Source organism: Kribbella sp. NPDC023972 (assembly GCF_040639075.1).
Taxonomy (GTDB): domain Bacteria; phylum Actinomycetota; class Actinomycetes; order Propionibacteriales; family Kribbellaceae; genus Kribbella.
Map to the genome: position 1 here is coordinate 1204750 of NZ_JBEZZH010000001.1, position 18129 is coordinate 1222878.

The following is an 18129-nucleotide window of genomic DNA, read 5'->3' on the forward strand; positions in this document are numbered from 1 at the left end:
CCTAATCGGAACGGCGGCGGCTCAGCAGCAGTACGGCGACCAGCAGGACTGCACTCGCGACCACCAGGCCGATCGCGACGCCGCCGACGTTGTCGGTGAGCTGGTAGAGCGCCGTCGGCCAGATGACAAGCAGGATCGCGCAGCCGACCACGGCGTACGCCGACGCCTGCCGTCGACCGTAGGCGACCAGGAGAGCGGCCGGGCCGGCGGTGCCGACGGCGAGGGCCATGATCTCGCCGCGCTCCTGGATCAGCCAGCAGATCGACGAACTGAACATCGCGGCGCCGGCCAGCGACCACGCGGTCACCTGATCCCGGACCAGGCCGAGTATCGCCATCACGAACGCGACCAGGATGAACCCGGTCCCGGCGATCCCAGCACTGTTGGTCGAGCCCCCGGTGTCCGGAGTCAGGACATCTGCCGTGATCACCAGCACACCGACGGCCAGGATCCCAAATGTTGCCACCAGCAACGAAGAGCCGGCCAGCCACCACAGTCCGGCACCGGCCAGGGTGAGCGCTACCGCCACCCCGACGATGCGGCCGGTCTCGCCTTCGATGGCGACGTACGTGGCGAAGCCGGCCACGCAGCACCCGAGGGAGGCCAGTGCCGAACTGAGCTGCTCGCGCCGGCGCAGGACACCGAGGACCGCCGCGGCGCCGAGCAGGATCGCGGCGGCGCTCGTACCCGTGCTCACGCGGGCGGCGCGGCCCATCTCGCCCCAGTTCGCCACCGTGAGCAGCGCGACCGCCCCGAGGAGTAACGCTCCGCCAATGTAACCGAGCACCTCGACCAACGCATTCCGATGCGTCGCCGTCGGCGGCTCCTTGGGCTTCCCGGCGGGCGGCGCGGCCGGTGGCTGCGGGCGGGACCGGCCCGGGGCGGCCAGGGCCGCCGCGACCTCGGCGTCTGCCGCGTCCCGCAGCGCATCGGCCTGGTACTGGCGCAGCACGCCCGCGCTCACGAGCCTGGACAGCTCGTCATCCAGCCGGCTGGGCATGCGTCGCGTCTCCCTTGTCAGGATCACTAAGATCGGGCGGCGAGATGCCTATTCTGACCAGCTACCTTGTGTCCTTGTTCAGTCACCCCCTGTTTTCATTGCCCGGAGCCTTCCCGACCTTCTTCCGGTACGGCAATGACGGCCAGCTGGAGGTGACCGACCAGATCGTCATGGTCCCGGCCCGGATCGCCGGGCTGATCATCGGTTTCTTCGTGCTGCGCTGGGCGCTGCACAAGGTGATCCGCCGGTTCGCCCGCCGCACCGGGAACGGCGCCGTCGCCGGCGTACTGGCGAAGTCGAAGATCGGCCAGGGGTTCGTCGAGAGCACCTTGGCCAACGAGCGCCGGACCCAGCGGGCCGAGACGATCGCCTCGCTGCTGTGCAGCGCCGTGACGATCGTGCTGAGCGCTGTCACGGTGGTGATGGTGCTGGCCGAGCTCGGCTTCAACATCATGCCGGTCGTCGCGTCGGCGAGCATCATCGGCGTCGCCCTGGGCTTCGGCGCGCAGACGCTGGTGAAGGACTTCCTGGCCGGCGTCTTCATGATCTTCGAGGACCAGTACGGCGTCGGCGACCTGATCGACATGGAGAAGGCGACCGGCGTGGTCGTCGCGGTCGGCCTGCGGATCACCACCCTGCGCGGTGAGGACGGCACCACCTGGTACGTCCGCAACGGCGAGGTGCTGCGGATCGGCAACCTCACCACCCGCGACCCGGACAGCACCGCACCCTCTGGTGTCGGCAGCGCCATGGAGAAGGCCGAGGAGGCTACTCCGGACGACGAAAGTGCGGCGACCGGAACCCCGAACGGAAGCCGAGCTCCAAGTACAGCCGCTCAGCCGCAGAGCCCTCGACGACCTGCAAGGTGAGCCGCCCCCGGCCCACCGGCTCGACTCGTCGGGCCCCTCAAACACCACGCCGCCCGCGCAACGCGGTTGCGCGGGCGGCGGGTAAGTAGCTGTCAGGCCGTGAAGCTGACCTCGAGGGTGATCGGTGCCGCGAGCGCCTGGGAGACCGGGCAGTTCTTCTTCGCGCCCTCGGCGAACTCGGCGAACTGGTCGGCGGTCAGGCCGGGCACGTTTCCGACCACGGACAGCTTGATGCCGGTGATGCCCTCACCCGGCTGGAAGGTGACATCCGCCTGGGTGTCGAGCGCCGCCGGCGGGTTGCCGGCCTGCGCCAGCGCGTGCGAGAGCGCCATCGAGAAGCACGCCGAGTGGGCGGCGCCGAGCAGCTCCTCCGGGCTGGTCCTGCCGCTGGCCTCGGGCTCGGTCCGGGCGGCCCAGGTGACGTCGAACGTGCCGAGGGCGGACGACTCGAGGCTGACCTGACCGGCCCCCTCCAGCAGCGAACCTTCCCAGTGGGCCTTGGCGGTACGGGTTGCGGCCATGCTCGTGTTATCTCCTTCGAAAAAGACTTCAGCGGCCGGACACGTCGATCGCGCCCGGGTACTGCGGTTCGTCGGTGTTCACCATGCTGTGCGCCGCCATCACCATGTAGGTCCAGATCTCCTGGTCCCGATCCGGTGGCAGTGCGATCTCGTCCAGCGCGGCACGCATGTGGCCGAGCCAGCGGTCCCGGGCGCTCGGGGTGACGGCGAACGGGGCGTGCCGCATCCGCAGCCGGGGGTGCCCGCGCTGGTCGGAGTACGTCCGCGGACCGCCCCAGTACTGCTCCAGGAACATCCGGAAGCGCTCCTCGGCCGGGCCGAGGTCCTCCTCCGGGTACATCGGGCGCAGCTCGGGGTCGGCGGCGACGCCGCGGTAGAAGGCCGCCACCAGCCGGTGGAACGTCTCGGCCCCGCCGACGACGTCGTAGAAGCTCGGTTGCTCAGTCATAACTGTCCCAGTGTCTCAAGTCGTCACAACGTGCTTGAGCAGGGCGTCCCGTTCACTGGTCGCGAGCGGTCGCTTGGCATGGGTCTCGCCGTCCACGGTGACGATCACCGAGACCGCCTTCGCGTACACGTCCTCACTCTCCCCGCTGCGGTCGACGATCCGGGAGCCGAGCGTGTACGACGTCGTACCGACGGACTCGACCCAGACGTCGACGTCGTACGGCGGATGCCTGAGCAGGATGGGCCGCAGATAGTCGACGGTCTGGCTGACCAGGACACACGGGTGATCGGTGAAGAAGTCGCCGCCGGTCGCGCCGATGATCTCGGACAGGAACGCGATCCGGGCTTCCTGCAGGTAGTCGAAGTACCGGACGTTGTTGACATGGTCATAGGAGTCGATGTCAGACCAGCGGACCAGGACCGGATGCGTGAATCTCATGAGCCCACCAGTTTCGACAGGGCCTCGCGCTCGACCGGGCTGATCCGGCGCAGGCGGTTGGCGGCGAAGTCGAACGGGACCAGCCGGGTGCGTGCCTCGACGTACGTCTTCCGCTCCGGCTCGGCGTCCAGGATCTCGTAGTCGACGGTGAACGAGGCGGCCCTGATCTCGCTGATCCACAGCTCGATCCGGACCGGTTCCGGCCGGAAGCGCAGCGGCGCGCGGTACTGCACCTCGTGCCGGGCCACCAGCAGGCCGGTCTCCAGGTCGTCGGCGCCGAGTTCCTTCGCGGTCCGGAACAGGAAGTCGACCCGGGCATCCTGTAGATAGTCGACGTACCGGCCGTTGTTGACGTGGCCGAGAGCGTCCTGGTCACCCCACCGCAGCGGACAGTGGTAGACGTGGCGGTTGTGATGATCCACACGGCGATCATCGCATCCTGGGTACTTCCGGCGTGACTGAGCGTGGGTAATGTCATCCCCGGCAAGGGAGCCATGGACTGAAGGAGCAGGGATGACTGACCAGCGGGTGGCGATTGTGACCGGGGCGGCCCGGGGAATCGGCGCGGCGGTGGCACAGCGGCTCGCCGCGGACGGGAACGCGGTCGCGGTCCTCGACCTCGACGAAGGCGCCTGCGAGGCCACCGTGAAGGCGATCACCGAGGCGGGCGGCCGGGCGATCGCGGTCGGCTGCGACGTCAGCAAGTCCGACCAGGTGACCGCCGCGGTGGAGCGGGTGGTGGCCGAGCTGGGCGCGCCGACGATCCTGGTGAACAACGCCGGCGTCCTGCGCGACAACCTGCTGTTCAAGATGTCCGAGGACGACTGGGACACGGTCATGTCGGTGCACCTGAAGGGCAGCTTCCTGATGTCCCGCGCCTGCCAGGCGCACATGGTCGAGGCCGGGTACGGCCGCATCGTGTTCCTGTCCTCGACGTCGGCGCTGGGCAACCGCGGCCAGGCGAACTACGCCTCCGCGAAGGCCGGTCTGCAGGGCCTGGCGAAGACGCTGGCGATCGAGCTCGGCAAGTTCGGCGTCACCGCGAACGCGATCGCGCCCGGATTCATCGAGACCGACATGACCGCGGCCACCGCGGCCCGGGTCGGCGTCGACTTCGAGGAGTTCAAGAAGGCGACGGCCGCGACCATCCCGGTGAACCGGACCGGCAAACCCGAGGACATCGCCGCGGCCGCGTCGTACTTCTGCAGCGAGGAGGCCGGTTTCGTCTCCGGACAGGTCCTGTACGTCGCCGGCGGACCCCGGAACTAGAACAGGACTGAGGGCGGATCAATGGCGCAGTCCTTCACCGGAATCGACGAGGTCGTGCACGCGGTCGGCACCCAGCTGGGCGAGACCGAGTGGCTGGAGATCACCCAGGAGCAGGTGAACACGTTCGCCGACGCGACCGGTGACCACCAGTGGATCCACGTCGACGTCGACCGCGCGAAGAAGGGCCCGTACGGCGGCACGATCGCGCACGGGTATCTCACCCTGAGCCTGATCGCGCGATTCGGTGACGAGCTGTTCTCGGTCAACGGGGTGACCGCCAAGCTCAACTACGGCGTGAACAAGGTCCGCTTCCCGGCCCCGGTCCCGGTCGGCTCCCGTGTCCGGGCAAGCGCCTCGATCTCGAACTCGGCCGAAACCCCGGCCGGCGTCCAGGTCTCGCTGAACTGGGTCATCGAGCTGGAGAACTCGACCAAACCCGCCTGCGTCGCCGAAACCGTCGTACTCCTCGTCCCCTGATCGCTGACGTCCGAAGAACCGGCGAGACGTGGACGCACTTCTTCGGACGTGAGGGCTTCAGAGCGGGCAGATGAGGACCGCGTGGGTGGTGACGCGGTAGTAGCCGAGCCATTCGTTGACCGCGATCATCGGGGCGTTGCCGTCGTAGTTGGCGGTGTAGGCGGCCTGGACACCCGCGTCGGCGGCCCGGTGCAGGGCGGCGCACTTGACCAGCTTGGCCAGGCCGCGACCGCGGTAGTCCGGCATCGTCGCCGTCATCTGCGACCAGATCTTGGTGTGATCGCCGTGGCCGAGCGTGAAGGCGATCACCTGGTCCTCGTACACCGCCGCCATGCTGAGATCCAGCACCATCGCCGGCGACTTCCACACGCCGTCGAGCCAGTCGTCGTACGGCCGCGTGGTGATCCTGGCGTCGCCCGGCTTGGTCCGCTGGGCGACCAGGTCCGCCTCGTACAGGCTGCGCGGGTCGACCTCGTTCAGCGGCACCAGCTCGACGCCGGACGGCACGCTCGGGAGGTCCGGCGCCTTGCGCGGATCGATGCCGGCGTAGTGCACCAGCCGGGTCTGCTTGTACCCCCAGCGAGCGGCCCACTCGACGGCCGAAGGGTCCGCGAACACCCGTGCACTCGTCGCCCCGCCCGACCGCAGCTCATCGTGCGTTGCCGCTAGCAACTTCGTCCCGATCCCACGGCCGCGATGGTCCGGGCGGACCAGCACCCGCAGCTGCCCGTCCAGCGGCTCCGATCCGGCGATCAGCCCGGTGGACGCCCAGCCGACCACCTCGCCCGCATCCACCGCGGCGAACGTGCCACGGCCCGGAACGCGGACGGCCGACAGCCCGTTTCTCAGCGCCGAAGGCGTGACCACCAGGTACGGCGCATGCGCGTCGTGCAAGGCGATCGCACCGTCGACATCCCCCGGCTCAGCACGCCTGATCTCCATGCGAACTCCTTCGGCGAAGTTCCACGGAACATAACCCGTCCTCGGTGCCTACCGAGTCCGAAACCGATTACAGCTCTGTCTCAGCGCGTTTCTTAACGCGCCGATCACCTACGAGGTCAGCGGACGCAGCAGGCCCAGCTCGGTCAGCACGCGGCGATAGCCGAGCCAGTTGTTGATGGCAAGCATCGGACCGTTCTCGTCGTCGTTCGACGTGTAGGCGGCGGTGATCCCGGCCTCGGCGCAGCGACGCAACGCGACCGACTTCACCAGCTTCGCCAGCCCACGGCCCCGGTACGCCGGGATGGTCCCGGTCATCCCCGACCAGGCGCGCTCGCGGTCGGTCTCGACCGCGGTGAAGCAGGCGACCTCGTCACCGGCGACGGCGGCGATGCTGAGCGATTTGTCCAGGGCCGGACTGTTCCAGATCTCCTCGAGCCAGTCGTCGTAGGCGATCGCGTCGAGCGGCGAGTCGCCCGGCTCGTCCAGCGAGGCGATCGAGTCGGCGGCGTACGCCTGCCGCGGATCCAGCTGATCCATCGCAACCAGCTCGATCCCGTCCGGAGTCGGGGGCTGATCGGGCAGTACACGTGGATCGAGACCCGAGAAATGCAGCTGGCGTGTTCCGTCGTACCCGCGGTTCCGGGCGAACTCCAGGCCGTCGGGGTGTACGAACGCTCGGGTCCGGACGGCGCCGACCTCTTCGAGGTGCTGATGCAACCGTTCCGCCAATGCGTTCCCGATGCCTTGCTTGCGATGATCCGGGTGCACGTAGATCGACACGTTGCTCTGGCCCGGCTCGCTGGTCCAGATGTTCAGCGCGGCGGTGCCCATGGCGACCACTTCGCCGCCCGATTCCGCAACGAGAGCGAGGAAACGCTCCTCCGGCGCCGACACGGTGATCAGGTGGCGGGTGGCTGCCGGTGACATCACCTTGTACTCGTAGACCGCACGCCGTACCGCCGTCACGCCATCCGCGTCGTCGCCCACGGCCGGCCGGATCACCACCGGATTCACCATGCCCGGACCCTAACCAGCACGCAGGCCAACCGCCACGGATTAACGGCCTGGGACGAACAGCAACGCGATCGCAACAGGTGCGCGCTCACCGTGATTCTGTCGTGTGCCGGACTGGCACTAGAGTGGCCCGGTGCTGTCGGACTGATCGCCCCGACCGCCGGAAGTGCCATCGTGCTGGGACACGACGTGGTCACCGGCGGCGGGCGCTCCGCAGGCCATCCCCGCGCCCCGAGCGAAGCGAGGGATGCTCTTGACAGACCCTCCGGGTGTCAGGAGTAAATAACCGCTATGCAGGTTACGGATGGGCGGCGGCTGCCGGGGTGCTGGCCGGTTTGATGGTGTCCGACGGGCCGCGGCCCGAGTTCGTCGAGGCGTTCCGGCCGTTCGCGCCGTTGATCGGCAGCTGGGATCTCGACGTCAGTTGGTACGACGACGACGGCAACGTCACCCGGCAGACCAAGGGCGAGTGGCACTTCGCGTGGGCCCTCGACGGGCGCGCCGTCGCCGACATCTGGATCACGCCGAGCCGGGCCGCCCGCCCCACCGACGGCGACGGCGAGTGGGGTCTCACGGTCCGCATCCACGACCCGGAGCTGCAGGCCTTCCGCTCCACCTGGATGGGCCCCAAGCACGCGTTCGTGATGACGTTCATCGGTCACCCCGGCGAGAACTCGATCACCCTGGACGCTCGCGAACCGCTCGCCGCCAAAACCCGCTGGATCTTCACCGACATCAGCGAAACCGGCTTCCATTGGCGCAACGAGGACGAAGACGCCGACGGCACCGTCATCGTCCGCCAGCGCTTCGTCGCCACGCGGCCGGCTCAGCCGTAGATCCTCACCGCGGTCGCAAGGCCGTCGGTCTCAGCCGACGATCCCGCCGTTGAGAGTGAGCCCGCCGTCGATGGTGATGGTCTGGCCGGTGATCCACGACGCCTCGTCCGACAGCAGGAACCACACCAGCGAGGCGACGTCCTCCGGCGTACCCAGCCGCTTCAGCGGGTACGTCGAGGCGACCTTGTCCTCACGGCCTTCGTAGAGGGCTCCGGCGAACTTGGTCTTCACCACCGCCGGAGCCACTGCGTTGACCCGGATCTCCGGCGCCAGCTCGACCGCCAGTTCGGCCGTGACCCGGGACAGCATCGCCTTGGTCGCGCCGTACCAGCCGATCCCCGGAGACGGCGCCAGGCCCGCCACCGAGGACAGGTTGACCACCGCACCGCCGTGGGCGCGCATCCACGCGTCCCGGCAGGCCTTCACCCAGGCGATCGTGGCCAGCACATTGGTGTCGACCATCTTGGCCGCGACCGCGTGGTCGACATCGAGCAACTTGCCGTAGATCGGGTTGATGCCGGTGTTGTTCACCAGCAGGTCCACCGATCCGTACGTCGCCACCGCCGCGGCCACCACTCTCGCGCGGTGCTCGGGGTCGGCCGCCTTCCCCGCGACGGCGAACGCATGGTCCCGGCCGCCGAGGGACTCGACCGCCTGGTCGAGCGTCTCCTGCGTGCGGCCGGTGATGACGACACGAGCGCCGTCGGCCACCAGGCGCTGCGCGATCGCCAGCCCGATCCCCCGGGACGCACCGGTGATGATCGCCGTACGGCCCTCCAACGACATCAGCTGAGACGCTCGAGAATGACCGCCATACCCTGGCCACCGCCGACGCACATCGTCTCCAGGCCGAACTGCTTGTCCTCGAACTGCAGCCCGTTCACCAGCGTCGTCATGATCCGTGCGCCGGTCGAGCCGAACGGGTGGCCGAGCGCGATCGCACCGCCGTGCACGTTCAGCTTGTCCTCGTCGATGCCGAGCTCACGCGCCGACCCGATCACCTGGACCGCGAAGGCCTCGTTGATCTCGACCAGGTCGATGTCGTTGATGCTCATCCCGGCCCGGGCCAGCGCCTGCTTCGACGCCTCGATCGGACCCAGGCCCATGATCTCCGGCGACAGGCCGCTGACACCGGTCGACACGATTCGCGCCAGCGGGGTCAGGCCGAGCTCGCGGGCCTTGGTGTCGCTCATGATCACGACCGCCGCGGCGCCGTCGTTCAGCGGGCAGCAGTTGCCGGCCGTGACCGTGCCGTTCTCCCGGAAGACCGGCTTCAGCTCACTGACCTTCTCCAGCGTGGTCCCGGCCCGCGGCCCGTCGTCCTTGCTGACCACGGTCCCGTCCGGCAGCGTCACCGGCACGATCTCACGCTCGAAGAAGCCGTTGTTGATCGCCTTCTCGGCCAGGTTCTGCGAGCGGACGCCGAACACGTCCTGGTCGGCGCGGCTGATGCCCTTCAGCGTCGCCACGTTCTCCGCGGTCTGACCCATCGAGATGTAGATGTCCGGGATCAGCCCGTCCTGGCGCGGATCGTGCCAGGTCTCGTTGGTCTCGGCGTACTTCTCGGTCCGCTGCACCGCGTCGGCGAACACCTCGTTGAACGAGCTCGGGTCGCCGACTCCGGCCGAGCCGAAGTTCTTGTACCGCGACACGCACTCGACGCCGGCGCTGACGAAGATGTCGCCCTCGCCGGCCTTGATCGCGTGGAAGGCCATCCGCGCGGTCTGCGTCGACGACGCGCAGAACCGGTTGACCGTGGTCGCGGGCGTGTTGTCCCAGCCCAGCTGCACCGCGATCCGGCGAGCCATGTTGCCGCCGTGCTCGTCGTGCGGCTCCGCACACCCGACCGCCAGATCCTCGATCTGCTCACCGGTCAGGCCGACCTTGTCGACCGCGGCCTTGATCATCTGTACGGCGAGGTCGTCCGGCCGGATGTCCTTCAGCGACCCCTTGTACGCGCGGCCGATCGGCGAACGCGCGGTGGACACGATGACTGCTTCAGGCATTGCAAGTCCTTTCAGAGGCCGAGATCGCGGCCGATCAGCTCTTTCATGATTTCGTTGCTACCGGCCCAGATCTTCGTCACCCGGGCGTCCCGCCAGGCCCGCGCCACCCGGTACTCGTTCATGTAGCCGTAGCCGCCGTGCAGCTGGACACACGCGTCCAGGATCTCGTTCTGCACCTGGGCGCTCCACCACTTCACCTTCGCCGCGTCCACCGCGGACAGCCGGTCCTCGTCGTGCGCGACGATCGCGTTGTCGACGTACGCCTGGGTGACCTCGGCCTTGGTGACGAGCTCGGCGATCACGAACTTGTTGTACTGGAACGAGCCGACCGCCTGGCCGAACGCCTTGCGCTGCTTCACGTACTCGATCGTCTCGTCCAGGATCTGGGTCGCCTGGGCGATATTCGACACCGCCGCACCGACCCGCTCCTGGGCCAGTCGCTCCATCATGTGGATGAAGCCCCGGTCCACCTCGCCGAGCACGTTGTCGTCCGGGACGAACACGTCGGAGAAGAAGAGTTCCGACGTACCGGACTCGGTCTGGCCGACCTTGTCCAGCTTGCGGCCGCGGGCGAACCCGTCCATCCCGTCCTCGATCACGAACAGGCTGATGCCCTTCGCACCCTTGGCCGGATCGGTCCGGGCGGCGGTGATGACGAGGTCGGCCATGTCGCCGTTGGTGATGAAGGTCTTCGACCCGTTCACCACCCAGCCGCCGTCGACCTTCCTCGCCGACGTCTTCAGCGCGGCCAGGTCGGAGCCGCCGGACGGCTCGGTCATCCCGATCGCGGCGATGTACTCACCGGCGCAGAACTTCGGCAACCAGCGCTGCTTCTGCTCCTCGGTGCCCAGATCCACCAGGTACGGCGCCGCGCAGTCGTAGTGGATGCCGAAGCAGCTCGACAGCGACGCGGACACCTTGGAGACCTCCTCGGCGAACACGGCGTTGAACCGGTAGTCGCCGACGCTGGAACCGCCGTACTCCTCCGGCACGTCCAGGCCGAGGAACCCCTGCTTGCCGGCCTCCAGCCAGGCCGACCGGTCGATCGTCTTCTCCTCCAGGAACTGCTCCATCCGCGGCACCAGGGAGCGGTCGCAGTACTCCTTCGCGCTGGCCCGGAAGGCGTGGTGGTCCTCGTTGAAGATGACGCGTTCCATGGGCCCTCCGAGGATGTCAAACAAATGGCTAAGCGCTTGCTTAGCTTCGCCAATCTGGGGCAGGGTGTCAACGTGTCCGCAGTCACCAGCCCGCTCGTCTGGGAGCATGTCCAGCCGGCCGCCGCGCGCCGGCTGCTCACCGGCGCCATCGACGCGTTCGCCGAGCGGGGGTTTCAGGCCACCACCACTCGCGATATCGCCTCGCGCGCGGGGATGAGCCCGGCCGCGCTCTACGTGCACTACCCGTCGAAGGAGCGCCTGCTCTTCGAGATCAGCCTGTACGGCCACCGCGCGGCGCTCGACGTTCTGCGGGAGGCGGACAGCGGCCCGACACCGGCCGACCGGTTGCGCTCCATGGTGTCCGCCTTCACCGCCTGGCACGGCCAGCACCACACCATCGCCCGAGTCGTGCAGTACGAGTTGGCCGCGCTGACCCCGGAACACCTTGCCGAGGTGGCCGTGATCCGCCGAGCGATCTCGGCCCAGATCGAGCAGGTCCTCGCGGACGGCGTGGAGGCGGGGGACTTCGCCGTGACCGACCTTCCCGGCACCACTCTCGCCGTGCTCTCACTCGCCATCGACGTCGCCCGGTGGTACACACCACACCGCGGCGAGCCGGAAGCCCTGGGCAAGCTGTACGCCGATCTCGCCCTGCGCATGGTCCAGGCATAGAAGGACCCCGCACCAGCTGGTGCGGGGTCCTTTCGGGGTGCGTCAGGCCTGGAGGGCAGCCTGGACGTCCAGGTGGATGTCCACCTTGTCACCGATCAGCAGCTTGCCGCCCTCGAGCGGCACGTTGAAGTCGATGCCCCACTCCTTGCGGCTGAGCTGCGCCGACGCCTCGAAGCCGATGATGGTCTGGCCGTAGGCGTTCTGGTCCACACCGAGGAACTCGACCGCGAGCTCGATCGGCTTGGTCACGTCCTTGATGGTCAGCTCACCGGCGAGGGTGTAGTCGTCGCCGTTCGGGGTCAGGGCGGTGCTGACGAAGGTCATCTTCGGGCTGTTCTCGGCGTCGAAGAAGTCGCCGGAGCGCAGGTGGCCGTCGCGCTGCTCGCTGCGCGTGTCGACGGAGGCGAGCTCGACGGAGACGTTGGCGGCCGACTCCTCCAGCGAGTCCTTGACGACGATCTCGCCGGCGTACTCCTTGAAGGTGCCGCGGACCTTGGTCATCAGGTGCCGGACGGTGAAGCCGATCTCGCTGTGCGCGGGGTCGATCGCGTAGGTACCGGCGACCAGGCCGGGGATGCTGCTGGTCGGGGTCGTGCCGGTGGTGGTGGTCTCGCTCATGGTTCCTCTTCTGTGGGGGGTCGTACTGGTCGGGGGGCGACGCAGCCTCAAGAAGTTCAATACTCAATCTCTTGACTACGACACTAGAGAGGAACGGTTTAAATGTCAACTACATTCCCGGTACACTGATCCCGTGACGATGACGACTGAGACCCGGTGGCTCAACGCCGAGCAGCAGGTGGCGTGGCGCGCGTACCTGCTGGGCACCGCGCGCCTGATGGCCAAGCTGGACGACGATCTGCGTCAGTTCGGCATCGGTATCAACGACTACGAGATCCTGGTCCGGCTCTCCGAAGCCCCCGACCGCCGGCTCCGGATGGCCGACCTGGCCGACCGGCTGCACCAGAGCCGCTCCCGGCTGACCCACACCGTGGGCCGCCTGGAGGCCGCCGAACTGGTCCGCCGTACGTCGTGCACCAGCGACAAGCGTGGCGTCTGGGCCGAGCTCACCGACGCCGGCTTCGCCCTCCTCGAGCAGGCCGCCCCGACGCATGTCGAAGGTGTCCGCGAGAACCTCGTCGACCTGGCCACCCCGGAGGACTTCGCCGCCGTAGGCCGCGTCTTCGACACAGTCTCGGAGCACATCGGCCAGCGCTGACCTTCAGCTCACGGGCGTGATCTCGAGGGACAACTCGGCCCGGTCGGCGCCGCGATAGGCAAGCATCGAGTCACGCATCCGGCGTTTGACCGGGGGCAGGTGATTGACCGCGCGCATCGCCGTACGCAGACCGGCCAGCGCCAGCCGCCCAACCACCGGCTTGTGGACGGGATCGTCCGCCGTCATCTGCGCTCGCGACTTGATCACCGCGTCGAAGCCGTACTCGATCATCCTCGCCTCGTACGCACGGACGGCCGGGATCAACTCCTCCCGGCCATCCCGTACGGCGATCAACTGCCGGCAGAGGTTGACCGCGTCCCGCAGCGCGGTGTTCGCGCCCACCCCGCGCCCTGGCGTCATCGTGTGGATGGCGTCGCCGAGCAGCGTCACCTTGGTCGTCTCCCAGGGCTCCAGTGGCACCGAGGTCCAGATGTTCACCGGGAAGCACGTGCCGGGATCAGTCAGCTCGAACAGCCGGCGCAGATTCGGATGCCACCCCCTTGTGAGCCGCAGCGCCACCTCGACCAGCTCGTCGCCACGCAACTCCATCACGTCGGCCGGCAGCTTGTCCGCGGTCGCCGACAGACCCCAGTTGATGTAGTCGCGGGTGTTGTCGAACTGCAGCCCCGGCCAGCGGCGGATCAGTTCCTCGGTGTTGCCTCCGATGCCGCTCTTCACGTTCCCGTCGCGATCCCACTGGAACTCCATCACATGCAGGATGCAGGCCAGCCCGCGCGGGGCGTTCACCATCGAGATACCCTCGAACACCTTCGGCGGCACAAGGCTCGCGCTCTCCGCGGTGATCGGCAGCTTCCCCGCGATCGCGACGATCCCGGTCTCCTCGGTCTCCGCGTGCGGCAGGTACTGACGTCGTACGCGTGAACGCGCCCCGTCGGCCGCCACCAGCAGGTCACCGGTCGCATGCGTCCCGTCCGCGAAGTACGCCGTGACGCGATCGCCGTACTGCTCGAAGCGGGTGAACTCCTTGCCGAACTCGACCACGTCGTCCAGGCCGGTCAGTAGCACCTGCCGTAGCGTCATCCGGCTGATCGACTTCTCACTCTCCACCGGATCGGTCGCCGGCGGCAGGTCGAGCGAGAGGACCTCCTTGAGGTCCTCGGTAAGCATGTTGAAGTACTTCGGATCGCGGGCCCTGGTCGCCACGAACGTGTCGTACAGATCCCGCGGCAGCAGGGCATGCAGTGCTCGACTGCCATCTGGATCGATGCCGACCCGGTAGCCGTGCAGACCGTCCGTACGCAGGGCGTCTCGCTCGAACACGGTCACCTCGATCCCGGCGCGCTTCAGCCCGTGCGCCAGCGCGAGCCCACCTGTCCCACCACCGATCACCAGCACCTTCATTCCAGCTCCTCATCTCGGCTCTTCAAGTATCTTGGTAATCCGAGTATCTTGGCGATCCGAGAGAAATTCAAGCCCTATGCTGAGGCAGCCATGACCGGTTCCAGAGAAGAGCTCGCCGCCGAGATCCAGCAGCGGATGCTCCGGCTGATCGCGGATGTCGTCCTGTTCAACCACGCGGTCTCCGCCAAGGTGGGCCTGGGCGCCAGCGACTCCCAGTTCATGACGCTCCTGCAGACCTATGGCCCGCTGACACCGCGGCAGCTCGCCGAGCACACCGGCCTCACCTCGGGTACGGTCACCGGCGTCATCGACCGGCTGGAATCACACGGTTTCGTCACTCGCCGGCCGGATCCAGGTGATCGCCGCAAGGTGGTGGTCACGCCCGTGCCGGAGGCAATCCAGGAGAAGCTGGTCCCGCTGTACGCCGCGCAGGCCGAGCATCTGCAGGCCGTTCTGGCGGCGCGCACCGAGGCCGACCTCCGCACCATCTCCGAGTTCCTTGCGGATTCCGTCTCCGGCCAAGGTGTAGCGGAGAGCTAAATGCTTTGGCGCGGCTCGACCACAGCTTGAAGACTTTCGGGTCGTGACAGACTTTCGTCAAGACGGCCGGGCAGGCATCGATGCTGCGTTGGTACGGCGACTGATCGCGGAGCAGTTCCCGCAGTGGGCCGACCTGCCGGTGACCCCGGTCAAGGTCGACGGCTGGGACAACCGGACGTACCGCCTGGGCCCGGAACTGACAGCACGCCTGCCCACGGCCGAGAGCTACGCTGCCGCCGTACACAAGGAACACGAGTGGCTGCCGCTCCTGGCTCCGGCGTTGCCCGTGGCGATCCCTGAGGCGGTGGCGAAGGGGTCGCCGGGTCAGGGGTACCCGTACCACTGGGCGATCCGCCGCTGGATCGACGGCGAGACCGCTTCATACGAGACGGTCCCGGACCTTTCCGGCTTCGCCCGCTCGATCGCCGAGTTCATCCTTGCCCTGCAAAGCTGCGACGCGACCGGGGGGCCAGAAGCCGGTGCGCACAGCTTCTACCGCGGTGCGCCGCCCGAGTACTACCACGACGAGACGCTCGAGGCGCTCGCCGTACTCAAGGGGCGCATCGACACCGACCTCGCCCGCGAGGTCTGGGAGGCCGCGTTGGCCACCTCGTGGGACCGACCGCCGGTGTGGTTCCACGGCGACATCGCCAGCGGCAACCTGCTCGTCCAAGACGGCCGCCTGTCCGCTGTGATCGACTTCGGGACCTCAGGTGTCGGCGACCCTGCCTGCGACTTGGTCATCGCCTACACCTTCTTCTCCGGCCCGTCCCGTTCGGTCTTCCGAGACGCCGTCCAGCAGGACTCCGGGACCTGGGCCCGCGCCCGAGCCTGGGCCCTCTGGAAAGCCCTCATCACCTACAACTCGTCAGAGACCAGCCACCACGTGATCACCGAAGTCCTCGAGGACCACCAAGCCCAGCGCTGACGACAGCGCCCACCTCGCAGCAGGCAAGGTGGGCGCTGGAGCTTCTCCTGATCAGTCCCGAGTGAGCTTCCGGTAGGTCACCCGGTGCGGACGAGCGGCCTCCGGGCCGAGGCGCTCGACCTTGTTCGCCTCGTACGACGCGAAGTTGCCCTCGAACCAGAACCACTTGGCCGGCTCCTGCTCGGTGCCCTCCCACGCCAGGATGTGCGTCGCGACCCGGTCCAGGAACCACCGGTCGTGGGACACGACCACCGCACACCCCGGGAACTCCAGCAGCGCGTCCTCCAGCGACTGCAGGGTCTCCACGTCAAGGTCGTTGGTCGGCTCGTCGAGCAGCAGCAGGTTGCCGCCCATCTTCAGCGTCAGCGCCAGGTTCAGCCGGTTCCGCTCACCGCCGGACAGTACGCCGGTCGGCTTCTGCTGGTCCGGGCCCTTGAAGCCGAACGAGGCGACGTACGCCCGGCTCGGCATCTCGAAGTTGGCGACCTTGATGTGGTCGAGGCCGTCGGAGACCTGCTCCCAGACCGTCTTCTTCGGGTCCAGGCCGCCGCGCGACTGGTCGACGTACGAGACCCGGACCGTGTCACCGAGCTTCAGCGAGCCGGCATCCGGCGTCTCTTCGCCGACGATCATCCGGAACATCGTCGACTTGCCGACACCGTTCGGGCCGACCACGCCGATGATGCCGGCGCGCGGCAGCGAGAAGCTCAGGCCGTCGATCAGCTTGCGGTCGCCGAACCCCTTCTCCAGCTTGGAGACCTCCAGCACCGTGCTGCCGAGCCGCGGACCCGGCGGGATGCTGATCTCGTCGACGTCCAGCTTGCGGGAGCGCTCCGCCTCGGCGGCGAGCTCCTCGTACCGGGCCAGCCGGGACTTGCTCTTGGTCTGCCGGGCCTTCGCGTTCGAGCGGACCCACTCGAGCTCGCGCTCCAGGATCTTCTGCCGCTTGGCGTCCTTGCGGCCCTCGACGACCAGCCGCTCCCTCTTGGTCTCCAGGTACTTGGAGTAGTTGCCCTCGTACCCGTAGGTCCGGCCGCGGTCGAGCTCGAGGATCCACTCGGCCACGTTGTCCAGGAAGTACCGGTCGTGGGTGATGGCCATCACGGCACCCGGGTACTTCTGCAGGTGCTGCTCCAGCCACTGCACCGACTCGGCGTCCAGGTGGTTGGTGGGCTCGTCGAGCAGCAGCAGGTCAGGCTGCTGCAGCAGCAGCTTGCACAGCGCGACCCGGCGACGCTCACCACCGGACAGGTTGTCGACCAGCGCGTCGGCCGGCGGGCAGCGCAGCGCGTCCATCGCCTGCTCCAGCTGGGCGTCGATGTCCCAGGCATTGCGGTGGTCCAGCTCAGTCTGCAGGTCGCCCATCTCGGCGAGCAGCGAGTCGTAGTCCGCGTCGGGGTCGGCCAGCTCGGCGGAGATCTCGTTGAAGCGGTCCAGCTTCTGCTTGGTGTCGCCGACACCTTCCTCGACGTTCTCCAGGACCGTCTTGCCCTCGGTCAGCGGCGGCTCCTGCAGCAGGATCCCGACCGTCGCGTCCTCGGCCAGCCGGGCCTCACCGTTGGAGGGCTGGTCGAGCCCCGCCATGATCTTGAACAGCGAGGACTTACCGGTGCCGTTCGGCCCGACCACGCCGATCTTCGCGCCGGTCAGGAAGTTCAGCGTGACGTTGTCGAGAACGACCTTGTCGCCGTGTGCCTTCCGGACGTTGCGAAGGGTGTAGATGAATTCCGCCATACCCCAGAGCCTATGTGCTCGGACCCGCCCGACCCCAATCAGCCCGGTCAGTTGTCCACAGATCCGAAGCTCGGCGGCCCGGCACGACTCCGGGAGGTGCATCTTCTCGGGTGACAGCGACATCGCGATCAGACGGAAGGCGGGCCATCATGAGCCTCGGCGAGACCTATGTGACGGTGCAGGGCCGGGTCGGCAGCGACCCGGATTTCAAGGAGATCGGTGGACAGACGGCCCGGACGACGTTCCGGATCGCCTCGACCCCACGGCAGTACGACCGGAACCTCGGCATGTACGTCGACAAGCCGACGACCTGGTTCACCGTCGAGTGCTGGCGTGCACTGGCCCAGAACGCCTTCGAATCGGTGCATGTCGGCCAACCGGTCCTCGTCACCGGTCGACTGCGAACCCACGAATGGACCGATGAAGCAGGTGAGACCCGCAGCCGCGTCGTCCTGGAGGCGTTCTCCCTCGGCCACGACCTCACCCGAGGTACGACGACGTTCACCAAGACCCCTCCGCGCCAAGCCGGCGCCGCAGCCCCCGTTGGCGACGGAGACGCTGCCGATTCCGCGCCGCTGAGCGCTGTTCCATCGTCCAGTCCGGCCGACGCGCCCGCTTCGCCGTACCCGCCGGAGGAGTACTCCACCACCACACTCCCGCTGACGCCGACCACCCCGGAATCCGAGGCGGCATGACTATC

At 68.0% G+C, this 18129-nt stretch carries 22 protein-coding genes; 9 read left to right on the forward strand and 13 right to left on the reverse strand.

The features are described 5' to 3' along the window. Nucleotide 1: 1 nt before the first annotated feature. A complete protein-coding gene (locus AB0F43_RS05535) occupies nt 2–1000 on the reverse strand; it encodes a hypothetical protein (RefSeq protein ID WP_360471021.1) in 999 nt (332 codons plus the stop codon). A 68-nt stretch (nt 1001–1068) separates the two neighbouring features. On the opposite strand from AB0F43_RS05535, the gene AB0F43_RS05540 reads away from it, so the two are divergent. Next, complete coding sequence (locus AB0F43_RS05540) at nt 1069–1869, forward strand: mechanosensitive ion channel domain-containing protein (protein ID WP_360473027.1); 801 nt, start codon at nt 1069–1071, stop codon at nt 1867–1869. Between the two features lie 92 nt (nt 1870–1961). Here AB0F43_RS05540 and AB0F43_RS05545 read toward each other — a convergent pair whose 3' ends face one another. The 4 genes from AB0F43_RS05545 to AB0F43_RS05560 are packed head-to-tail and all read right to left on the reverse strand — an operon-like array spanning nt 1962 to nt 3698. Beyond that, nucleotides 1962–2390: an OsmC family peroxiredoxin gene (locus AB0F43_RS05545; RefSeq protein ID WP_360471024.1), complete on the reverse strand. Its 429-nt coding sequence runs from the start codon at nt 2388–2390 to the stop codon at nt 1962–1964. Between the two features lie 28 nt (nt 2391–2418). Then, nucleotides 2419–2838 carry a globin gene (locus AB0F43_RS05550; RefSeq protein WP_360471027.1) on the reverse strand — a complete coding sequence of 140 codons (420 nt, stop codon included), beginning with the start codon at nt 2836–2838 and terminating at the stop codon, nt 2419–2421. Nucleotides 2839–2853: 15 nt separating this feature from the next. After that, nucleotides 2854–3276 carry an acyl-CoA thioesterase gene (locus tag AB0F43_RS05555; RefSeq protein ID WP_360471030.1) on the reverse strand — a complete coding sequence of 141 codons (423 nt, stop codon included), beginning with the start codon at nt 3274–3276 and terminating at the stop codon, nt 2854–2856. Next, on the reverse strand, nt 3273–3698 hold the full coding sequence (locus AB0F43_RS05560) for a thioesterase family protein (protein WP_360471032.1): 426 nt from the start codon (nt 3696–3698) through the stop codon (nt 3273–3275). The genes AB0F43_RS05555 and AB0F43_RS05560 overlap by 4 nt, the downstream gene beginning before the upstream one ends. Before the next feature lie 91 nt (nt 3699–3789). Between AB0F43_RS05560 and fabG the strand changes: the two genes are divergently transcribed. Together fabG and AB0F43_RS05570 are read left to right on the forward strand one after the other, a co-directional pair. Further along, nucleotides 3790–4545 (forward strand): 3-oxoacyl-ACP reductase FabG, encoded by a 756-nt coding sequence (gene fabG / locus AB0F43_RS05565; protein ID WP_360471035.1) that lies wholly within the window; start codon nt 3790–3792, stop codon nt 4543–4545. A 21-nt stretch (nt 4546–4566) separates the two neighbouring features. Continuing rightward, on the forward strand, nt 4567–5022 hold the full coding sequence (locus AB0F43_RS05570; RefSeq protein WP_360471038.1) for a MaoC family dehydratase: 456 nt from the start codon (nt 4567–4569) through the stop codon (nt 5020–5022). A 57-nt stretch (nt 5023–5079) separates the two neighbouring features. Here the strand turns inward: AB0F43_RS05570 and AB0F43_RS05575 are convergent, their stop codons facing one another. Beyond that, nucleotides 5080–5964 carry a GNAT family N-acetyltransferase gene (locus AB0F43_RS05575; RefSeq protein ID WP_360471039.1) on the reverse strand — a complete coding sequence of 295 codons (885 nt, stop codon included), beginning with the start codon at nt 5962–5964 and terminating at the stop codon, nt 5080–5082. Nucleotides 5965–6072: 108 nt separating this feature from the next. Next, nucleotides 6073–6981, reverse strand: coding sequence for a GNAT family N-acetyltransferase (locus AB0F43_RS05580; protein ID WP_360471041.1), 909 nt, complete (start codon nt 6979–6981; stop codon nt 6073–6075). A gap of 266 nt (nt 6982–7247) precedes the next feature. Between AB0F43_RS05580 and AB0F43_RS05585 the strand changes: the two genes are divergently transcribed. Beyond that, nucleotides 7248–7814 carry a hypothetical protein gene (locus tag AB0F43_RS05585; protein WP_360471043.1) on the forward strand — a complete coding sequence of 189 codons (567 nt, stop codon included), beginning with the start codon at nt 7248–7250 and terminating at the stop codon, nt 7812–7814. Between the two features lie 30 nt (nt 7815–7844). Here the strand turns inward: AB0F43_RS05585 and AB0F43_RS05590 are convergent, their stop codons facing one another. Genes AB0F43_RS05590 through AB0F43_RS05600 form a run of 3 tightly spaced genes read right to left on the reverse strand, consistent with a single transcriptional unit; the run spans nt 7845 to nt 10977 of the window. Further along, complete coding sequence (locus tag AB0F43_RS05590) at nt 7845–8600, reverse strand: SDR family oxidoreductase (RefSeq protein ID WP_360471045.1); 756 nt, start codon at nt 8598–8600, stop codon at nt 7845–7847. Continuing rightward, nucleotides 8600–9820, reverse strand: coding sequence for an acetyl-CoA C-acetyltransferase (locus AB0F43_RS05595; RefSeq protein WP_360471048.1), 1221 nt, complete (start codon nt 9818–9820; stop codon nt 8600–8602). The genes AB0F43_RS05590 and AB0F43_RS05595 overlap by 1 nt, the downstream gene beginning before the upstream one ends. An 11-nt stretch (nt 9821–9831) precedes the next feature. After that, on the reverse strand, nt 9832–10977 hold the full coding sequence (locus AB0F43_RS05600) for an acyl-CoA dehydrogenase family protein (protein WP_360471050.1): 1146 nt from the start codon (nt 10975–10977) through the stop codon (nt 9832–9834). Between the two features lie 72 nt (nt 10978–11049). On the opposite strand from AB0F43_RS05600, the gene AB0F43_RS05605 reads away from it, so the two are divergent. Beyond that, a complete protein-coding gene (locus AB0F43_RS05605; RefSeq protein WP_360471052.1) occupies nt 11050–11649 on the forward strand; it encodes a TetR/AcrR family transcriptional regulator in 600 nt (199 codons plus the stop codon). 42 nt (nt 11650–11691) lie between these two features. Here the strand turns inward: AB0F43_RS05605 and AB0F43_RS05610 are convergent, their stop codons facing one another. Then, nucleotides 11692–12267 carry a YceI family protein gene (locus tag AB0F43_RS05610; RefSeq protein WP_360471055.1) on the reverse strand — a complete coding sequence of 192 codons (576 nt, stop codon included), beginning with the start codon at nt 12265–12267 and terminating at the stop codon, nt 11692–11694. Between the two features lie 139 nt (nt 12268–12406). Here AB0F43_RS05610 and AB0F43_RS05615 point away from each other — a divergent pair, with 139 nt between their 5' ends. Then, complete coding sequence (locus AB0F43_RS05615; protein ID WP_360473030.1) at nt 12407–12865, forward strand: MarR family transcriptional regulator; 459 nt, start codon at nt 12407–12409, stop codon at nt 12863–12865. Between the two features lie 3 nt (nt 12866–12868). Here AB0F43_RS05615 and AB0F43_RS05620 read toward each other — a convergent pair whose 3' ends face one another. Further along, complete coding sequence (locus AB0F43_RS05620) at nt 12869–14227, reverse strand: NAD(P)/FAD-dependent oxidoreductase (protein ID WP_360471057.1); 1359 nt, start codon at nt 14225–14227, stop codon at nt 12869–12871. Nucleotides 14228–14317: 90 nt separating this feature from the next. On the opposite strand from AB0F43_RS05620, the gene AB0F43_RS05625 reads away from it, so the two are divergent. After that, nucleotides 14318–14767 (forward strand): MarR family transcriptional regulator, encoded by a 450-nt coding sequence (locus AB0F43_RS05625; protein WP_360471059.1) that lies wholly within the window; start codon nt 14318–14320, stop codon nt 14765–14767. Nucleotides 14768–14810: 43 nt separating this feature from the next. After that, entirely contained in the window at nt 14811–15695 is an 885-nt protein-coding gene (locus AB0F43_RS05630) for an aminoglycoside phosphotransferase family protein (RefSeq protein ID WP_360471062.1), read from the forward strand. Nucleotides 15696–15746: 51 nt separating this feature from the next. Here AB0F43_RS05630 and ettA read toward each other — a convergent pair whose 3' ends face one another. Beyond that, the gene (ettA, locus tag AB0F43_RS05635) at nt 15747–17429 is read right to left on the reverse strand and encodes an energy-dependent translational throttle protein EttA (protein ID WP_360471063.1); all 1683 of its coding nucleotides are present in this window, start codon (nt 17427–17429) and stop codon (nt 15747–15749) included. 149 nt (nt 17430–17578) lie between these two features. On the opposite strand from ettA, the gene AB0F43_RS05640 reads away from it, so the two are divergent. Further along, on the forward strand, nt 17579–18124 hold the full coding sequence (locus tag AB0F43_RS05640) for a single-stranded DNA-binding protein (protein ID WP_360471066.1): 546 nt from the start codon (nt 17579–17581) through the stop codon (nt 18122–18124). Nucleotides 18125–18129 lie beyond the last annotated feature (5 nt).